Genomic DNA, 14,358 nt, shown 5'->3' on the forward strand with positions numbered 1-14,358 from the left:
ATTCACCTTCTGTCAACGTACCATTTTTCCTAACAGCGTAATCAGCTCATCGACCACCTGGTCATCGCCTTCACGGATATCGTGAACCACGCAGCTGTTGATATGCTGAGCCAATAACTCTTTGTTGAAGGCTCCCAAAGCCGCCTGAATGGCACTGACCTGCACCATGATATCCACACAGTAACGATCCTCCTCCACCATACGGCGGATGCCCCGTACCTGTCCTTCAATGCGGTTCAGACGGGATATCAGGCCCTTATACTCCTTGCCATCCTTATCGCGATGTTTATGTTTTACGTCCTTGCAATGACACTTTTCCATAGGAACCTCCTGAATACAAACACATACCCCTCTTGGGTATATTCATCATATACCTATGAGGGGTATGTGTCAAGGACTGTCTACAGCACTCTTGTCAATTCTTCCCTTGTGGTCAGCCCTGCCGCAGCTTTGGCCTCGCCGTCAGACCATAGGGTTCGCATTCCGCCCTGCCAAGCCAGCGCCTCCAGCTGTTCCTGACTTTGACCGATCAAGATGGCCTCCCGGATTGACTTGTCAACTACCATCAGTTCATGCAGCGCCAGACGGCCGCGATAGAGTTCCTGTTCCTTGTCCACACAGCGCCGTACCAGGCGCTGGGCCAATACCCCGGACAAGGTTGCCGCCAAAAGATAAGGCGGCACCTTCATTTCCAGCAGGCGCAGTACCGCAGCCACCGCACTTTCCGTATGCAGGGTGGTCAGGATCAAATGACCGGTCAATGCCATACGCACAGCCAGCATGGCCGTTTCTTCATCCCGGATTTCCCCCAGCAGAATTCCCTGAGCATCCATGCGCAGAATGGCACGCAAGCCGTTTGCATAGCTAAGACCGGCCTGCGGATTGACCTGGATCTGATTGATTCCCTGGATATGACGTTCAATGGGATCTTCCAAGGTCAGCCAGTTTTTCTCCACCCGGTTCACTTCCCGCAGGGCTGCATATAACGTCGTCGTCTTGCCTGAACCCATGGGGCCACAGACGATGAGCAAACCTGACGGCCTATGGATGAGTTCCCGGAATTTCGCCTCGTTTTCAGCGGTAAAGCCCAATTCGCTCAATGTCAGCATCTCATCCTGCATGTTCAACAAGCGCAGCACTAGCATCTCCCCGCCAGCCACTGGCATGGACGCTGCCCGGATATCCACTTTTTTTCCCTGTTCCTGAAAGATAAAGGCACCATCCTGGGGCTGCTGATGCTTGGCAATGTCCATGCCTGCCAATACCTTGATCCTGGACACCAGCATGGGGGCCAGATCTCCCGGCAGCTGCCAAGGCATCACCTGCAGCAGGCCATCAACACGCAGGCGGAAGCGCAGACTCCGTTCCCATGGTTCGATATGCAGGTCGCTGGCCCCGGCTTCCAGCGCCTGCAGGATCAGGAAATCCACCAACCGCACCATGGCTGCGCTGCTCCCCGTAGTCCCTTCCGCGCCAGGAATCTGTTCCTGACGGCATTGATTGAGCAAAATACGCCAAAATGTATCCTCATTCTGCATAGCATCCCGACCTTTTTCTTCAAAAATTATTAAATCAAATATCTGTTCGTTGTGCACATGTTTTTCTCCTGCCATCCCTGCTGATTATTTGCCACCTGCTCCATAATGTAATATACTTAGAACAAGTTCTATCCGGAGGTATGATATTATGAGCGACTATGAAAAGAAAGGCTATCTGGTCAGCGATTTTCGCGTCTTCCGCCTCAAAGATGCTGCCCTGAAGCCCATTCCTTTTCATTATCACGATTTTCATAAGATAATTATGTTCTTGGACGGCGCTGTGGACTATGTGATTGAAGGCAAAACCTATCATCTGGCACCCCGGGATATCGTCTTTGTCACCGCCGGCGAAATCCACCGGCCCGTCTTCACTGATGAAAAAAAAGATTACGAACGCATTGTCATCTATGTGGCGCCGGATTTTCTTGCCCGCTGGCAGGAGCAGGATGCGGAACACACAGATCTGGCCCAATGTTTTGCCTACGCCCGGGAAAACAGCAGCGTCATGCATCAGCCCCCCGGCACTAGTCATGACCTGCTCTTCCATATGGATAAGCTGGAAAAGACAGCCCATGGACAAGGTTTTGCCAATGGCCTGTTCACGGAAATCATGTTCATCGAATTCATGATCCTGCTGAACCGTTCTCTGCATGAACACGAACTGGCCGGCCTCAATAACGCGGTTTATGACCCCAAGATTCAGAGCATCATTACTTATATCAACGCCCATCTGGCAGAGGAACTCTCCATCGACGACCTGGCTGCCAGAGCTTATATCAGCAAGTTCTATCTGATGCGCAAATTCAAAGCCGACACCGGCTATGGCGTTCATCAGTATATCCGCAGCAAGCGCCTGCTGCTGGCCCGGGATCTGCTGAAAACCGATCTGCCCATCACTGCCATCTGTGAAGAGGTGGGCTTTGCCGACTACTCCACCTTCTCCCGCGCCTTCAAAGAAATGTTCAAATGCGCACCGCGGGATTACCGAAAACAATGATTGCCAATTCACACAGGGAGGAAATTCTTTTGCAGTTCACGAAATCTTTAAAAGTAGTCAAGCTCGGAGCGCTGGCGGCTATTGTTTTGTTGTTTGTTGTTATCCATCTGCTCAATCCGGCTTTTCTGCCCCATATGTGCGGTCTGCTGGCCCGGGGAGACATCCAGGAAACGGCCGATTATATCGCTTCCTTCGGCTCCGGCGCCGTAATCTTCAGTTTCCTGTTGACGCTCTTTGTCAATGCACTGGGTTTCCCGCCAGCCATTATCTTCTCCACGGCCAACACCCTGATCTTCGGCATTGGCTGGGGTATTTTCCTGTCCGTGGTGGCTGAGACCGTAGGCGTGGCCATCAGCTTCATCCTGCTGCGGTTCTTTTTCCGGGATGCGGCGGAAAAGATCATCAGCAAAAACAAAACCTTGTCGAACCTGGATAAGTACAGCGGCAAACAGGGCTTTGTGGTCATGCTGATCGCCCGCATGGTACCCTATCTGCCTTCCGTGATGCTCAATGCCATCGGCGCTCTGTCCGCCATGCGCTTCCGGGATTACGTCGTGGCTTCCTTTGTGGGCAAATTCCCGTCCACGGGCATCGAAGCCATTATCGGCCATGATGCCATCACCCATCAGGAAGATCCCACCCGCATGATTGTGGTGATTATCCTGGCCATCCTCCTGATTGTGGGGGCCTGGCTTTATGAGCGCCATGAACAAAGAAAGAAGTGATGCACAATGACGCTTTCGCGACGAAAATTTTTGACATTAGCGGGGAAGGTTATCCTCTTTCTGGGACTCAGCTCAGCCTTCCCCCGCCTGGCTGCTGCCGCTTACGATACGCTGCCCATCGAGGCCCTGCGCCAACTCATAACGGCTGATCCACGCAACTCCCGCACCATCATGTGGCAGAGCAAGACGCCTCTGGAAGGCTGCCGCCTGCAATATCAGGGGCCTGACGGCACCATGAAAAACCTGCCGGTCAATATGGAAAGTCTCGAGGAAGACCGGGTTTTCAATTATTATTACACCTGCTGTCTAAAGGACCTCACCCCAGACAGTACCTACCATTATCGTATCTGGCAGGGCAATATCGCCACCTCCTGGCAGACCTTCAGCACTGCTCCGGCAAAAATTGAAAACTTTTCTGCCATTATCTTCTGCGATTCCCAATGCGGACAGACTTATGCTGGCTGGGGGCAGGCCTTTCGCACCATCTGGCAGCGCCATGCAGATGCTCACTTCTTTGCCATTGTGGGGGATATCGTGGACAACGGCCAACAGGAATGGCAATGGCAGAATTTCTTTGCCAATATCGAGGGCGTACTCCCCCAGCATCTCTATGTACCTGTGATGGGCAATCACGAGTGCTACAGCCTGATCTGGAAGTTCTGCCGCCCCCACCGCTATGAACTCAGCTACAACCTGCCGGCCAATGGCACGCCGGAATTGCAGAATTACTACTACTCCTACGATTACGGCCCGGTGCATTTTATCGTGCTGAATACCCAGATGCTGGAGCTCAAGGATATTCATCCGGATCTATTGGAAAAACAAAAAATCTGGCTGCGTCAGGATGTAAAAAATCACCGTGCCAAATGGCAGGTGGTACTCATGCATAAAGATATCCTTGCCTACGACGAATATCAGGAAGGTTCCAAGACCATGATGAGCATCAGCGATGTGGGACATGCCTTCATGCCCATTTTTGATGAACTCGGCATCAATTTGGTACTGACCGGTCATATGCATACTTATCGGAACCGGGGGCATATCTACCATCTGCAGCCTGCGGAAAAAGGCCCGGTCTACATCATGAGTGGGCCAATCGGCAATCAGCAGTATACGGTGCCAGCCGATAAGACGTTTGACCGGTCAGCCATCTATCAGCCCACACCGGAAAATTATCTGCTGCTCAACGCCAGCAACGAAAAACTCTCCGTTACGTGTTATACCGTAAGCGGAGAGCTGATCGAAACATATGAGATTGCCTAAAACATATCTTTTTTCCACAGGGCATAAGCGCCCGTAATGCTGATGCCAAAGGCGATGATCATTACATACAAAAAACCATTGTTGCTTTCGGCAAAGGGCACTGGCACATTCATGCCGAAAAAACTGGATACAACCGTGGGAATAGCGATAATGATGGTCATCGCGGCCAGGAATTTCATCACCAGGTTCTGGTTATTGGCAATGATGGAGGTAAACGTATCGGCCATACGGGCCAGAATCTTGCTGTACATCTCCACCATTTCCTTGGCCTGCTTATTCTCGATGATGACATCCTCCAGCAGATCCTCATCTTCCTCATAAGCCTTGAGGATGGGCGTCAGGGCCGGGTTATTGCGCATGCGCAGGAGCTTGTCCAGCACCGCACCATTGGAACGGATGGCCGCATTAAAATAAGTCAGGCCCTTTTGCAGTTCCAGCAGGCGCAGGATTTCACTGTTCTTCATATCATGACGCAGCTGGTTCTCGATATCATCGGAAAGCTTGCTGATCTGACGCAGATAACGCAGATAAAAAGTCGCAGACTTATAGAGGATCTGGAACAGGAAGCGCGTCTTCTTATAAGTGCGGAAGAGCTTGGCGGTGCGCTCGTTGAACTCGGCCATTACCGGCGTTTCTTCCAGGCAAACCGTGATGATATAGTCCTCACTGATGATGATGGCCAACGGCAAGGCATCATAACTGTCATTGCCCCGGTTCACCGCCACATTGGTCAGGACCATGACGGAATCGTCTTCGATATCCGTATGGGAGCGTTCCTCATCATCCAGTGCGGAGCGCAGAAAGTCAGGATCAACTTCTGTCAGGTTGCTGACCACTTTCAGCTCGTAGGGCGTAGGGTCAACAATATTGATCCAGGCCCCCTTCTCCAGCGTCTTCAAAGTCAGCTCCTGCAAAGGACCGCTCTCCAGGGATTTATATATCTTTAGCATGATATCTCCTCTCTATGTGGAGTCCCCCGCCATGCCTGTTATCTTAGCGGTGCAGGATAATGGCGCCGGTTCTCCCTGTTGTTAAAGTACATCGTTTTGGGTTTGCCGTATCAGGGTGATCGTCCATTATCCTCACCAACCTTTCATCAAAAAAATTTCCACATTGTATTATAACGCAGTTGTTCAAATTTTGCCATAGGCAAAATACACAAATCAGCGTTTCGACGGACTTGTTCCGTCATAACGCAGTTGTTCAAATTTTGCCATAGGCAAATATGCAAATTTGACCGGTCAATTCTGACCGGTCAAATTTATATTCCTCTTACAATTTGAACTTATTGATTGCCACCTGCATATCCGAAGCGAGATTAGCCAACGCCTGCGATGCCGCTGCAATCTCTTCGTTGGAGGCCGACTGTTCTTCTGTTGCCGCCGATATGGAGGAGGTATGATCCGCCGTCTTGCGGCTGACGCTGTCGATGGAATCCACCGCTTCTACGATATTGCCTGCACCGGAGGATACCGAATTCACGGACGTACTGATTTCATCGATCTGCGTCTTGATGCCATTGACCTGTCCCATGATATCCTGGAACTGCACGCCCACATCGCGGATAGCCTTGGCACCCAACTGCACTTCCGTCTTGCCCTCTTCCATCGCTTTGACCGCCTGAGCCGTATCGTTCTGAATGGTCAGGATGCGCGCCTTGATCTGTTCAGCTGACTCCTGGGATTCTGCCGCCAGTTTCCGGACTTCGTCTGCTACCACCGCAAAACCACGGCCATGCTCGCCGGCCCGGGCAGCCTCGATAGCAGCATTGAGTGCCAGAAGATTTGTCTGGTCAGCAATGGAGGAAATCGCCTCGACAATCTGACCGATCTGCTGGGAACTTTCGCCCAAAGTGCGCACCACATCAGCGGAGTTCATGACACTGGTCTCAATATGCTCCATCTTGGTGGTGGCATCCTTCATCAGCAGTTCACCTTGTTTAGCTGCATCCGAAGTATTGACCGACGCTTCCGAAACCTTCCTGGTCTTTTCCGTCATGGCAGTGATATCCACAAAGACGCTGTCCACATTCTTCTTGGCGCCATCGATATCCACCAGCTGCTTATCCATACCTGCAGATACCTCGCCAATGGTTTCTGCCACATGCACGGCGGCTTCTGCAGACTGTTGGGCATTGGCCGTAAGCTCTTCGGAAGCTGCAGCCACCTGTTCCGAGGTTGCCGCCATCTTGCCGATAAGGTCATGGAGATTCTGCTGCATCTTATTGAAGGCATTGGTCATTGAGCCGATCTCATCACTGGTGGTAACCGGTAACTGCGGTACCCGCAGATTGCCATCGGCCAGCTGCGCAGCCTGTCCTTCTAACGCCACAATAGGTTTCGTGATGCGGGCGGCAAAAGTAAGGCACATGCCTACAACCAGCAGGAAGCCAATCACAATCAATACACCATAGATTACTTTCAGTCGATGGATGGGGGCGAAGACATATTCCGTCGGCACGGCCATGGCAATCAGCCAGCCAGTGGTAGGAACCGTGGTGTAAGCGCAAAGCTGTTCTACACCATCTGCATCTTCATAAGTAAAGTAGCCATTTCCCTTTTGGAACATGGCATCCAGTTTTTCACCTACGCCCTTGATATTCTTGGCCTCAGACATAGGCTCTTCCTTGCCGGAGGTGGCCAGAAGCTTACCTGTCTTTTCGATGATATAGCCAATACCCTGATCACGGTATTTGACTTTCTGCACCTGTTCCTTTAGCACAGTAAGCGTAATATCACCGCAGATTGCCCCGCGGAACTGCTTGTTTTCTCCATAGAAGGGAGCAACTGCCGACACCACCAGGTCTCCGGTGCTCTTGCTCGTGTAAACTTCCGTGTATACGGTCTTGCCTGCATCCCGGGCCTGCGCATACCAAGGGCGCTTGCGCGGATCGGTCTTGCCCGTTTCATCCGGGCTGTTATAGGGCAGGAACATGCCCTCCTCGTCACCGCGTGTCATTTCCTGATAATCTTTGTCGGAAGAAGCCGTGCCCAGTAAATACTTCATCTCCTCATTGTCCATTTCCAGGCCGCTCTTCTCATAATCTGTCATCAGATTCGCCTGTGCCGTGACGGCATTGGCTTTTTCCTTGAGCCAGCCATCCACATGCTCTCGTTCGGTGCTGACATTGGCCACAATCTCCCCGTTCACGGATTCGGACAGGTTGTCATAGGCCGTATAGTACCCTGTCGCTGAAACCACAATCAGGATTATGCCGACAATACCGGCCAGCAAGATGAATTTTTGCCTGATTCCCATGTTTTCACTCCCTTAATCGTTCCGCACATCCGTCAAAATTCAGATACCCATTTGAGTCAATTATTTCTACACACGACCGAAAATCTCCTGCTGCAATTTGAACGGTCGGAATATTTTTTCTTGCTTTTCCAGATTAAAAATGGTATACTTAGAAAACATTCTTGGGGATGTAATGGTTTCGACGGGGTATTGAAGCCACGAGGTTCGCAGGCCAATGGTTACGAAGCCTAACTCTTAACCGCTAAATGTAATTGACGAATTCGATTACGCATACGCTGCCTAAGCCTTGCGCTTAGCAGCCCCCTCGGTATCACTAGCTGCGGGCAGGGCTGAGGGTTTCAAATAAGCGCAGCAGTTTTTCCTTTTTTCGCAAAAGAGGATGGTGGAGAACTCTGAATCCCAGAGTTTGCGCTTCTATGATGCTGGCATACTCCAGCTATTGCGATAATGCCTTGTGATGTGGATGTATTTCGGACAGGAGTTCGATTCTCCTCATCTCCACCATTGGTTCGCCTACCGAACTCGGTTCAAAAATGGCCGCTTTTCGGTATTCTGTATATGCAAGAAGGACACGCAATTTTATCCATTGCGTGTCCTTTTTCGTGTTCATTTTTAGACTCATTTGTCCAATTCTGCACTGAGCATATTGACTGCAAATCTGCACTTGTCAATGTCCTTTCGAGTCAACTGCATAAATCTTTTTATCAATTCCCATTCATCATCATAGGCACGAATTTGGTGAATACCGCGCTGACCTCTTGCACTCACCGAGCCAACAGGTCTACCGCCTTTGCCACTACCACCACCTTTGTTAAAATGGCGTTTATCATCGGGACGAGTTGCTTTTCCTGGCATATCTATTACTTCCTTTCGTTTCTTTGCTTTACATTCTAACACAGGCGTAGCGTGGGTTCAACCATTATCTTAATTATCTGTGAGGTATGTATCCTTTTTCTTTCATTGAGCAATACCCATTCCCTATAATAACGTGATCCAAAACCGGAATATCCAATATTCCACCCGACTTTACGAGCCGTCCTGTAATTGCTATATCTTCTTTGCTTGGCAACAACCCCCCCGATGGGTGATTGTGTACCAATATGATTGAAGCCGAATGATGCTTTATTGCTGACAAGAAAACTTCTCGTGGGTGAACGACTGTTGAACTCAAACCACCTTCGGAAATTGTTTCAAATCCGATTACTTGGTTTTTGGTGTTAAGGTGCATTACTGCGAAATGCTCCACCTGCAAATATTTCATGCGGGGCGACGCGAATATTTCTACGTCTTTCGGGCCATGAATACCAAAATTGCGTTTGTCATGTTCAGCCATACGGACAGACAATTCATATACCGCCTTAATCTGCATTGCCTTCTTTTTCCCAATCCCGCTGATTACTTCGGGATTGAGCATTATGTTCGATACTTGCATTTCATCATTTTTGCCGAAATTGTCAGCGTCAACACCTGTCAGAATAGAGAACAATTCCTGCGTGGTGTAAATCTCCATTCCCAACCTATCACCGTATTCAGATATTTTCTCACGCAACTTCATATCGCACATGTCAACCAACCTCCTTCTCAGCACAATGTTCCTTTGCCCATTTGTCCATAAACATAAGCCTGTCAATCAAATATTCCCAATCCTCTGTACTTTCGTAGAAACAACCGAAATTCTGCACCAAATCTTTGAGGTTCAGACTACAAACCGTATGTTCGCAAGCCACACAACACATTATCACTCGTGCCTCTCCGTGTCTTATCCCGACACCTTCAATCGCAAGCACATGTGGATTGAAACCGTTATACCCGACACCTTTCGGCGGTTCGTCTGGAATGAATCCGTGGTAACATGGCGCGTTCACATATATCCCTGTCCTTTCGTCCCAACTGTAACCTTGACGCTTGCCTAACGTCTTGGTCATTTTGATGTTATACGGATTGTCTAGGCAGAACTTCCGCAACTCCTTGTAGAAGTCCGTCACCTCCTTTTCCTCCTTGTCCTTGTACTTCTTACAGTACACTCGCAGAGGCTTTGCTCCGCTATACCCGTAGAACTCGAAGTCGCCTGCCTTAACGTCCTTCTCGCTTGCCAGTGGCAGGCGGAATGTCATGTGTTCAAGGTACTCGGCAATGCCATTTGCGTCCTCGCCGTACACCTCCCCATTTGCCCATTGGTCAAAAGTGAGATAGTACATTGCCCCACACGTACCAATCTTAATTCTCTCGTTGTCACTCTTGCGATATGCGTAATCTCCCATGATGTTTTTCCTCCTATCAACCAATCATTCCAACTACTCTTGCATACTTTATCGCCTTGCTCATTGACTTCGATTGCCACCGTTTCAGACGTTCAACGTCCTCGTCGGTCAATCCAACCATGCCACCTTCCATGTCAGAACGAGCATAGAAAACATTGTTGCATATAAGGACGTTGCTCCCCCACCCCTCGTCCTCAGTGAGCAAAGCAGAAGGTATCTGCTTGTCTGCAAACAAGAACTCGTCGTCAAACCATGCGTCATATTCATGCCCTTCGATGGTGAAGGAACGGTAATCTACCGTATCGCACCCAATGAGGTCATACATTGCCTGCAGGGTGTTGCCTGCATCAATCTCACATACCTTCGTTACGGCGAAATACTTGCCATCATTCAAAACGCTTACATCCTGCACTAACACATTCATTTTCATGCCCTCCTGCTTTTCTCGACAAACGCCTTCGCTTCGGCTTCACTCTCAAACCAATCCGTATAAATATCACGACGTTGGGTTTCTGTGAATGACGGCTTCGGTGCTTCTTTCGATTCCACCGCCATTGTTATTGATGCAGCGACATGCCCCTTATCATCATAGGAACTTGTCACGCCATACCATATTTTCTTTTCTTCTCCCATATTCATTCCTCCATTGTGACCTGCCATCATCAGTGCCGTGGTGGTCAATCCTCGGCAGACACCCTTGCGGGTGTTTCGGCTTATCAATTTTACTCGAAGGGGATGGGTTCATCGGGTAGCCAACACTCCCTCTCACCCTCGTCGTATTCGCGTTTTATGCGTTCCAAATCTTCTTCATCCGGTTGAGGCTCCCAGTAGTTGCTTGGCAGGTTGTCAGAACTTCTCCCCCAATACCCTCTTATTCTTTCCATTTCAAATCCCCCCTTTCTCTTATGCGATGCTTACGAGCAGTGCTTTTTCATAATGCGGAACTTGCTTAATTCCATTCCCGACACATTCCACATCGAACATGCGGTATTTGTCGCGGTAATCAACGACACCTTCAATCTTGCAACCCAACTCTTGGAAACGGGCAAGAACTTCAATCAAGCTCCCCTGCCCCACGCTGATGGTGAACTTTTCTTCGCCCATCTTTTTGAAGCCCTCGATGTATTCCTCAATTTCGTTGTCCCAAATAACATCGTGGAGGTCAAGGTACTTGTTGCCCGTTTCCGTCCGAACTGCCACCAATTCTTCAAACTTACGTTCCATTGCCTTAGTCATTTTAACTCCGCCTTTCGTAATGTGTTTAATTAATTTCTATACTTATACTATACTACATTGGTAACTTTTTGTAAAGTATTTAATTAAAATAATTGAAGTTTTTGGTGTGTTTTTTTACAGGACAGATAGCATAGTCAGTCGGCATTTTTTCTTGTTCCCCTGCGTACTGATTTACTGTTTTGACCTTGTGAGCGTCGTTGTGAGCGTCGTTGCCCGATTATTGGTATAAGTATATTGATTTTCCAATAGGTAGGGCGTAGAAACAAAATGCGACTAGAACCCTTGATATTATTGGCGTGAGAGCGTCCACGTTTTGCGAACAATTCTATGTAAAAAAATACCCTGCCATTTGACTGACAGGGTAACTTCCATCTTTCAAACTTGCGTTTCTTCCAATATCATTTCTCGAAACATTGCCATCCCAGACTCATTCCATTCATACGAAACATTGCCATCTTCCGCGCCAAAATATGATGCACACTCCTTGAACTTCGTGATCGCATACAGGCTTGCGCCTGCGTCAACAAGTCGCTTGGTCAGTCTGTCAATCCTCCGTTCGGTTCTCACTGTTTCCGGGGTAACAACCCCAAAGAACCAACACCCCGACATATTCCCACAGGCTTCTTCCAATGCGTCCAAATATCTCTTAATCAACATTTTCATTCCTCCCATTCGTCCTCGCCCTCGTCCTCGTCCTCATAGAAAAAGCCTTGCATGGGGCAATCCTCCGATTCGTCTACCTCGTCATAGTTCAAACTGCCATCTTCCACAAATTTGAGGGGGAACTTGACTTCACTCTTGCGGTGGCATTGCAGGTTAATGCCTACCAATCTGTCGTGGTCGTCGTCGCCGTTACACTCATTCGGTGCGTTCCATCTTGCCAACAATGCGTATGCGTCGCTCCCGCCGAATACTCCATAGCCCTCATAGCATTGCTCATGTATCTTTGTTCCATCGGGGCAGAGAAGGTAAACAGGCAACGCCCCCTTCGTGCTATACATGTTTGAAATACTGCGTTCCGTGTCGCTCGTCGTCCAACTGAAAAAACCCATTTTCATTTCCTCCTTATGATGTATGGGAAGGGCTTGCGCCCTCTCCATACCTGCTTGAATTTTAACAACCGATGCAGACTAAATCATTGTTGATGTGAACCGCCCCATTGAACAAACCATCTTCTGCTAATGCCTTGATATAATCCGCAAGCGCCCTGGCTTCAAGATATTCACCCTCGTAAAGATATTCGCTCATTTTTTCAACCTTGGTTGCGTTATTAACGTAACCTTTTTCCTGTAAAGCACAAAACTCTGTATTCATTTTCGCAATCACATCAACTTTTTGCAGAATGATTTGTTGGAGCGATTCAAACGTATATCCGTGAATAGATAAGGTAACGTGCTCACATTCCAATCCAACGGTTACGAGATAATTCATCTTGTCTTTCATTTAACCTCACCTTCCGTAAATCAATTTATTAATTTCCTATACTTTTATTCTACTACTATTGCAATTATTTGTAAAGCTATTAATTAAATATCCCCAATAAAAATGCAGCGTTTTTTCGTTTTTGCCATAAGACTCGATATGCGCCGTTGTGAGCAATTTTTTCATGGTGAATATGATTGTATAGGCTACCGCCTTAAACTTCGTTGTAGGCGGCGTGAGGCATTCTCTTGGAGGACTATTTGCTTTTCTACGTCCAGGCAAAGAAAAAAGCCCCATTCCGGGGCTTCTGTCATTCCCATATATCCTTGTCGCCGTTCTGTATGTCCCACGACCACACTTCTCGCAAGTTGACACCTGCTATCTCACACTGCCTGCGGGATTTCATAAACACATAGTCAATGTTCTCCCCCTGTTTCAAAGTGCCATCGGGAGCCAGGTGCTTGTTTGGAATCCACACATTCTGATTGGTGCCATTGATCGTAAAGCGCTTGGCGAACTTAACGTGGTAATCATCCCTGTCAATACACATCAAGCGTATGCCCTTGTATGTCTGCACCGCCGTATTGATGGGGATTTTGATTATCTTGCGCTTCTTACTCATTTTGCAACCTCCTGCACCTCTTTCAGCTTGCGTATGTCAGCAACAATCTCTCGCTCGTCGCGGGCATTGATGTACGCCAATACGTCCTTCTTGGCAATGGTGGCGGTCAGCAAAATACCCTTCTTGCCGTCACGCTCGAACCTTGACTTGAACCACTCCGCTTTCTCGCGGTTGTCAGTCCAACTAAGCCCCAACCTCTCGCGTCCGGGGGAAACGCCACGAAACACAGTCACCACGTCGGGCAGATTTTCAAAATACGCCATTTCCTCTGCGTCCATGATGTGTCGCTTGCTTGCCTTGCGGAACAACTTGACCGCTTCCGTCGTGCTCACATTCGCGTCTTGGTTCGGGTTTTCTTCCGTCACCCAACACTCTTTCAGCATTTCGGCATAATCTTTCCTCCCCATGTACGGCGAACAATACTTGAACCATGTCATTTTGTATGCGGTCTGAACAAGGACGCATACTTGTGGCAGGTCACACTTATCAATGGTTTCAAACATCATTTTTCGGTACTTGGCGAAGTCTGCTTTCTGCGTCAAGTCAAGGGCTTCCCCTGTCCGTGGGTTCACAGACATGGTGGAGGTGGTGAAGGGGTGAGAACATACCCAAAACTTCTCCACCCCCGCCGTTGGCGTAATCTCCACCACATCAAACAACCGTTTCGTAACGTCCCGCACCATGTCAATATTCGTTTCTGCCCTCATGCCATCTTTACTCCTTCGTCATACTCACTTGCCAATATTATAACTCATTTGATGCGTGCCTTAACAATTTCTTCTTTCGTCATTTCAAATCCTCCCACGGTACACGCTCAATCGTGACATTTTCTGCATACAGGTTAATCGCTTCTATCCCTTCAACATTGACAATCTCGGCTATGTCTGCGTCTGACAGGTCAATGCCAAAGTTCTCCTTGTGCTCCTGCAACACCCCAATCATGTCGTCGTAGTCATAGTTGCCATTGGGCAATACCTTGTTCCAATACCCAATCGCCCGCTGCAGGTTATCTTTTGCCATTATCGCATACATGATA

At 48.8% G+C, this 14,358-nt stretch carries 20 protein-coding genes and 2 other RNA genes; 4 read left to right on the forward strand and 18 right to left on the reverse strand.

Annotation, left to right across the window (positions count from 1 at the left end; translation table 11 throughout):
- Positions 1-12 precede the first annotated feature (12 nt).
- Both SELR_RS09020 and SELR_RS09025 read right to left on the reverse strand, forming a co-directional pair.
- Positions 13-321 (reverse strand): metal-sensing transcriptional repressor, encoded by a 309-nt coding sequence (locus SELR_RS09020; RefSeq protein WP_014424920.1) that lies wholly within the window; start codon positions 319-321, stop codon positions 13-15.
- 80 nt (positions 322-401) lie between these two features.
- Positions 402-1,595: a GspE/PulE family protein gene (locus SELR_RS09025; protein WP_014424921.1), complete on the reverse strand. Its 1,194-nt coding sequence runs from the start codon at positions 1,593-1,595 to the stop codon at positions 402-404.
- A 91-nt stretch (positions 1,596-1,686) separates the two neighbouring features.
- On the opposite strand from SELR_RS09025, the gene SELR_RS09030 reads away from it, so the two are divergent.
- Genes SELR_RS09030 through SELR_RS09040 form a run of 3 tightly spaced genes read left to right on the forward strand, consistent with a single transcriptional unit; the run spans position 1,687 to position 4,523 of the window.
- Complete coding sequence (locus SELR_RS09030) at positions 1,687-2,535, forward strand: AraC family transcriptional regulator (protein ID WP_014424922.1); 849 nt, start codon at positions 1,687-1,689, stop codon at positions 2,533-2,535.
- Complete coding sequence (locus SELR_RS09035) at positions 2,532-3,260, forward strand: TVP38/TMEM64 family protein (protein WP_050992763.1); 729 nt, start codon at positions 2,532-2,534, stop codon at positions 3,258-3,260. Before SELR_RS09030 ends, SELR_RS09035 begins: the two co-directional genes overlap by 4 nt.
- A gap of 6 nt (positions 3,261-3,266) precedes the next feature.
- Positions 3,267-4,523 carry a purple acid phosphatase family protein gene (locus SELR_RS09040; protein ID WP_014424924.1) on the forward strand — a complete coding sequence of 419 codons (1,257 nt, stop codon included), beginning with the start codon at positions 3,267-3,269 and terminating at the stop codon, positions 4,521-4,523.
- Here the strand turns inward: SELR_RS09040 and SELR_RS09045 are convergent.
- Together SELR_RS09045 and SELR_RS09050 are read right to left on the reverse strand one after the other, a co-directional pair.
- Entirely contained in the window at positions 4,520-5,473 is a 954-nt protein-coding gene (locus SELR_RS09045; protein ID WP_014424925.1) for a magnesium transporter CorA family protein, read from the reverse strand. The two genes, SELR_RS09040 and SELR_RS09045, sit on opposite strands and share 4 nt — an antisense overlap.
- A gap of 322 nt (positions 5,474-5,795) precedes the next feature.
- Entirely contained in the window at positions 5,796-7,781 is a 1,986-nt protein-coding gene (locus SELR_RS09050) for a methyl-accepting chemotaxis protein (RefSeq protein ID WP_014424926.1), read from the reverse strand.
- A gap of 163 nt (positions 7,782-7,944) precedes the next feature.
- Between SELR_RS09050 and ssrA the strand changes: the two genes are divergently transcribed.
- Positions 7,945-8,285: a transfer-messenger RNA gene (gene ssrA, locus SELR_RS17980) on the forward strand.
- Positions 8,286-8,399: 114 nt separating this feature from the next.
- Here ssrA and SELR_RS09060 read toward each other — a convergent pair.
- The 14 genes from SELR_RS09060 to SELR_RS09115 all read right to left on the reverse strand — a co-directional run bounded on the left by SELR_RS09060 (position 8,400) and on the right by SELR_RS09115 (position 14,354).
- A complete protein-coding gene (locus tag SELR_RS09060) occupies positions 8,400-8,636 on the reverse strand; it encodes a hypothetical protein (protein ID WP_014424927.1) in 237 nt (78 codons plus the stop codon).
- Between the two features lie 73 nt (positions 8,637-8,709).
- Positions 8,710-9,345, reverse strand: a complete 636-nt coding sequence (locus tag SELR_RS09065; RefSeq protein WP_014424928.1) for a JAB domain-containing protein — start codon at positions 9,343-9,345, stop codon at positions 8,710-8,712.
- Between the two features lies 1 nt (position 9,346).
- A complete protein-coding gene (locus tag SELR_RS09070; RefSeq protein WP_014424929.1) occupies positions 9,347-10,042 on the reverse strand; it encodes a hypothetical protein in 696 nt (231 codons plus the stop codon).
- 16 nt (positions 10,043-10,058) lie between these two features.
- On the reverse strand, positions 10,059-10,466 hold the full coding sequence (locus SELR_RS09075; RefSeq protein WP_014424930.1) for a DUF3846 domain-containing protein: 408 nt from the start codon (positions 10,464-10,466) through the stop codon (positions 10,059-10,061).
- Positions 10,467-10,468: 2 nt separating this feature from the next.
- The gene (locus SELR_RS09080) at positions 10,469-10,675 is read right to left on the reverse strand and encodes a hypothetical protein (RefSeq protein ID WP_014424931.1); all 207 of its coding nucleotides are present in this window, start codon (positions 10,673-10,675) and stop codon (positions 10,469-10,471) included.
- A gap of 14 nt (positions 10,676-10,689) precedes the next feature.
- An RNA gene (locus SELR_RS18140) (hammerhead ribozyme type II) lies at positions 10,690-10,756 on the reverse strand.
- An 8-nt stretch (positions 10,757-10,764) separates the two neighbouring features.
- Entirely contained in the window at positions 10,765-10,926 is a 162-nt protein-coding gene (locus SELR_RS18880) for a hypothetical protein (RefSeq protein WP_158645795.1), read from the reverse strand.
- Between the two features lie 19 nt (positions 10,927-10,945).
- Entirely contained in the window at positions 10,946-11,278 is a 333-nt protein-coding gene (locus SELR_RS17790) for a DUF7698 family protein (RefSeq protein WP_014424932.1), read from the reverse strand.
- A gap of 375 nt (positions 11,279-11,653) precedes the next feature.
- Complete coding sequence (locus SELR_RS09090) at positions 11,654-11,935, reverse strand: hypothetical protein (RefSeq protein ID WP_041914350.1); 282 nt, start codon at positions 11,933-11,935, stop codon at positions 11,654-11,656.
- A 2-nt stretch (positions 11,936-11,937) separates the two neighbouring features.
- Positions 11,938-12,330: a hypothetical protein gene (locus SELR_RS09095; RefSeq protein WP_041914351.1), complete on the reverse strand. Its 393-nt coding sequence runs from the start codon at positions 12,328-12,330 to the stop codon at positions 11,938-11,940.
- Between the two features lie 61 nt (positions 12,331-12,391).
- On the reverse strand, positions 12,392-12,721 hold the full coding sequence (locus SELR_RS09100; RefSeq protein ID WP_014424934.1) for a hypothetical protein: 330 nt from the start codon (positions 12,719-12,721) through the stop codon (positions 12,392-12,394).
- 289 nt (positions 12,722-13,010) lie between these two features.
- Complete coding sequence (locus SELR_RS09105) at positions 13,011-13,322, reverse strand: hypothetical protein (RefSeq protein WP_014424935.1); 312 nt, start codon at positions 13,320-13,322, stop codon at positions 13,011-13,013.
- Complete coding sequence (locus tag SELR_RS09110) at positions 13,319-14,029, reverse strand: hypothetical protein (protein ID WP_014424936.1); 711 nt, start codon at positions 14,027-14,029, stop codon at positions 13,319-13,321. The genes SELR_RS09105 and SELR_RS09110 overlap by 4 nt, the downstream gene beginning before the upstream one ends.
- Positions 14,030-14,108: 79 nt before the next feature.
- Positions 14,109-14,354 carry a hypothetical protein gene (locus tag SELR_RS09115; protein WP_014424937.1) on the reverse strand — a complete coding sequence of 82 codons (246 nt, stop codon included), beginning with the start codon at positions 14,352-14,354 and terminating at the stop codon, positions 14,109-14,111.
- Positions 14,355-14,358: the final 4 nt, after the last annotated feature.

This window comes from Selenomonas ruminantium subsp. lactilytica TAM6421 (assembly GCF_000284095.1).
Classification (GTDB): Bacteria; Bacillota; Negativicutes; order Selenomonadales; family Selenomonadaceae; genus Selenomonas_A; species Selenomonas_A lactilytica.

Coding starts and splice junctions, on each gene's coding strand:
- SELR_RS09020 (WP_014424920.1), bottom strand. CDS start 321: ATGGAAAAGTGTCATTGCAAGGACGTAAAACATAAACATCGCGATAAG.
- SELR_RS09030 (WP_014424922.1), top strand. CDS start 1,687: ATGAGCGACTATGAAAAGAAAGGCTATCTGGTCAGCGATTTTCGCGTC.
- SELR_RS09035 (WP_050992763.1), top strand. CDS start 2,532: ATGATTGCCAATTCACACAGGGAGGAAATTCTTTTGCAGTTCACGAAA.
- SELR_RS09040 (WP_014424924.1), top strand. CDS start 3,267: ATGACGCTTTCGCGACGAAAATTTTTGACATTAGCGGGGAAGGTTATC.
- SELR_RS09045 (WP_014424925.1), bottom strand. CDS start 5,473: ATGCTAAAGATATATAAATCCCTGGAGAGCGGTCCTTTGCAGGAGCTG.
- SELR_RS09050 (WP_014424926.1), bottom strand. CDS start 7,781: ATGGGAATCAGGCAAAAATTCATCTTGCTGGCCGGTATTGTCGGCATA.
- SELR_RS09060 (WP_014424927.1), bottom strand. CDS start 8,636: ATGCCAGGAAAAGCAACTCGTCCCGATGATAAACGCCATTTTAACAAA.
- SELR_RS09065 (WP_014424928.1), bottom strand. CDS start 9,345: ATGTGCGATATGAAGTTGCGTGAGAAAATATCTGAATACGGTGATAGG.
- SELR_RS09070 (WP_014424929.1), bottom strand. CDS start 10,042: ATGGGAGATTACGCATATCGCAAGAGTGACAACGAGAGAATTAAGATT.
- SELR_RS09075 (WP_014424930.1), bottom strand. CDS start 10,466: ATGAATGTGTTAGTGCAGGATGTAAGCGTTTTGAATGATGGCAAGTAT.
- SELR_RS09080 (WP_014424931.1), bottom strand. CDS start 10,675: ATGGGAGAAGAAAAGAAAATATGGTATGGCGTGACAAGTTCCTATGAT.
- SELR_RS18880 (WP_158645795.1), bottom strand. CDS start 10,926: ATGGAAAGAATAAGAGGGTATTGGGGGAGAAGTTCTGACAACCTGCCA.
- SELR_RS17790 (WP_014424932.1), bottom strand. CDS start 11,278: ATGACTAAGGCAATGGAACGTAAGTTTGAAGAATTGGTGGCAGTTCGG.
- SELR_RS09090 (WP_041914350.1), bottom strand. CDS start 11,935: ATGTTGATTAAGAGATATTTGGACGCATTGGAAGAAGCCTGTGGGAAT.
- SELR_RS09095 (WP_041914351.1), bottom strand. CDS start 12,330: ATGGGTTTTTTCAGTTGGACGACGAGCGACACGGAACGCAGTATTTCA.
- SELR_RS09100 (WP_014424934.1), bottom strand. CDS start 12,721: ATGAAAGACAAGATGAATTATCTCGTAACCGTTGGATTGGAATGTGAG.
- SELR_RS09105 (WP_014424935.1), bottom strand. CDS start 13,322: ATGAGTAAGAAGCGCAAGATAATCAAAATCCCCATCAATACGGCGGTG.
- SELR_RS09110 (WP_014424936.1), bottom strand. CDS start 14,029: ATGAGGGCAGAAACGAATATTGACATGGTGCGGGACGTTACGAAACGG.
- SELR_RS09115 (WP_014424937.1), bottom strand. CDS start 14,354: ATGTATGCGATAATGGCAAAAGATAACCTGCAGCGGGCGATTGGGTAT.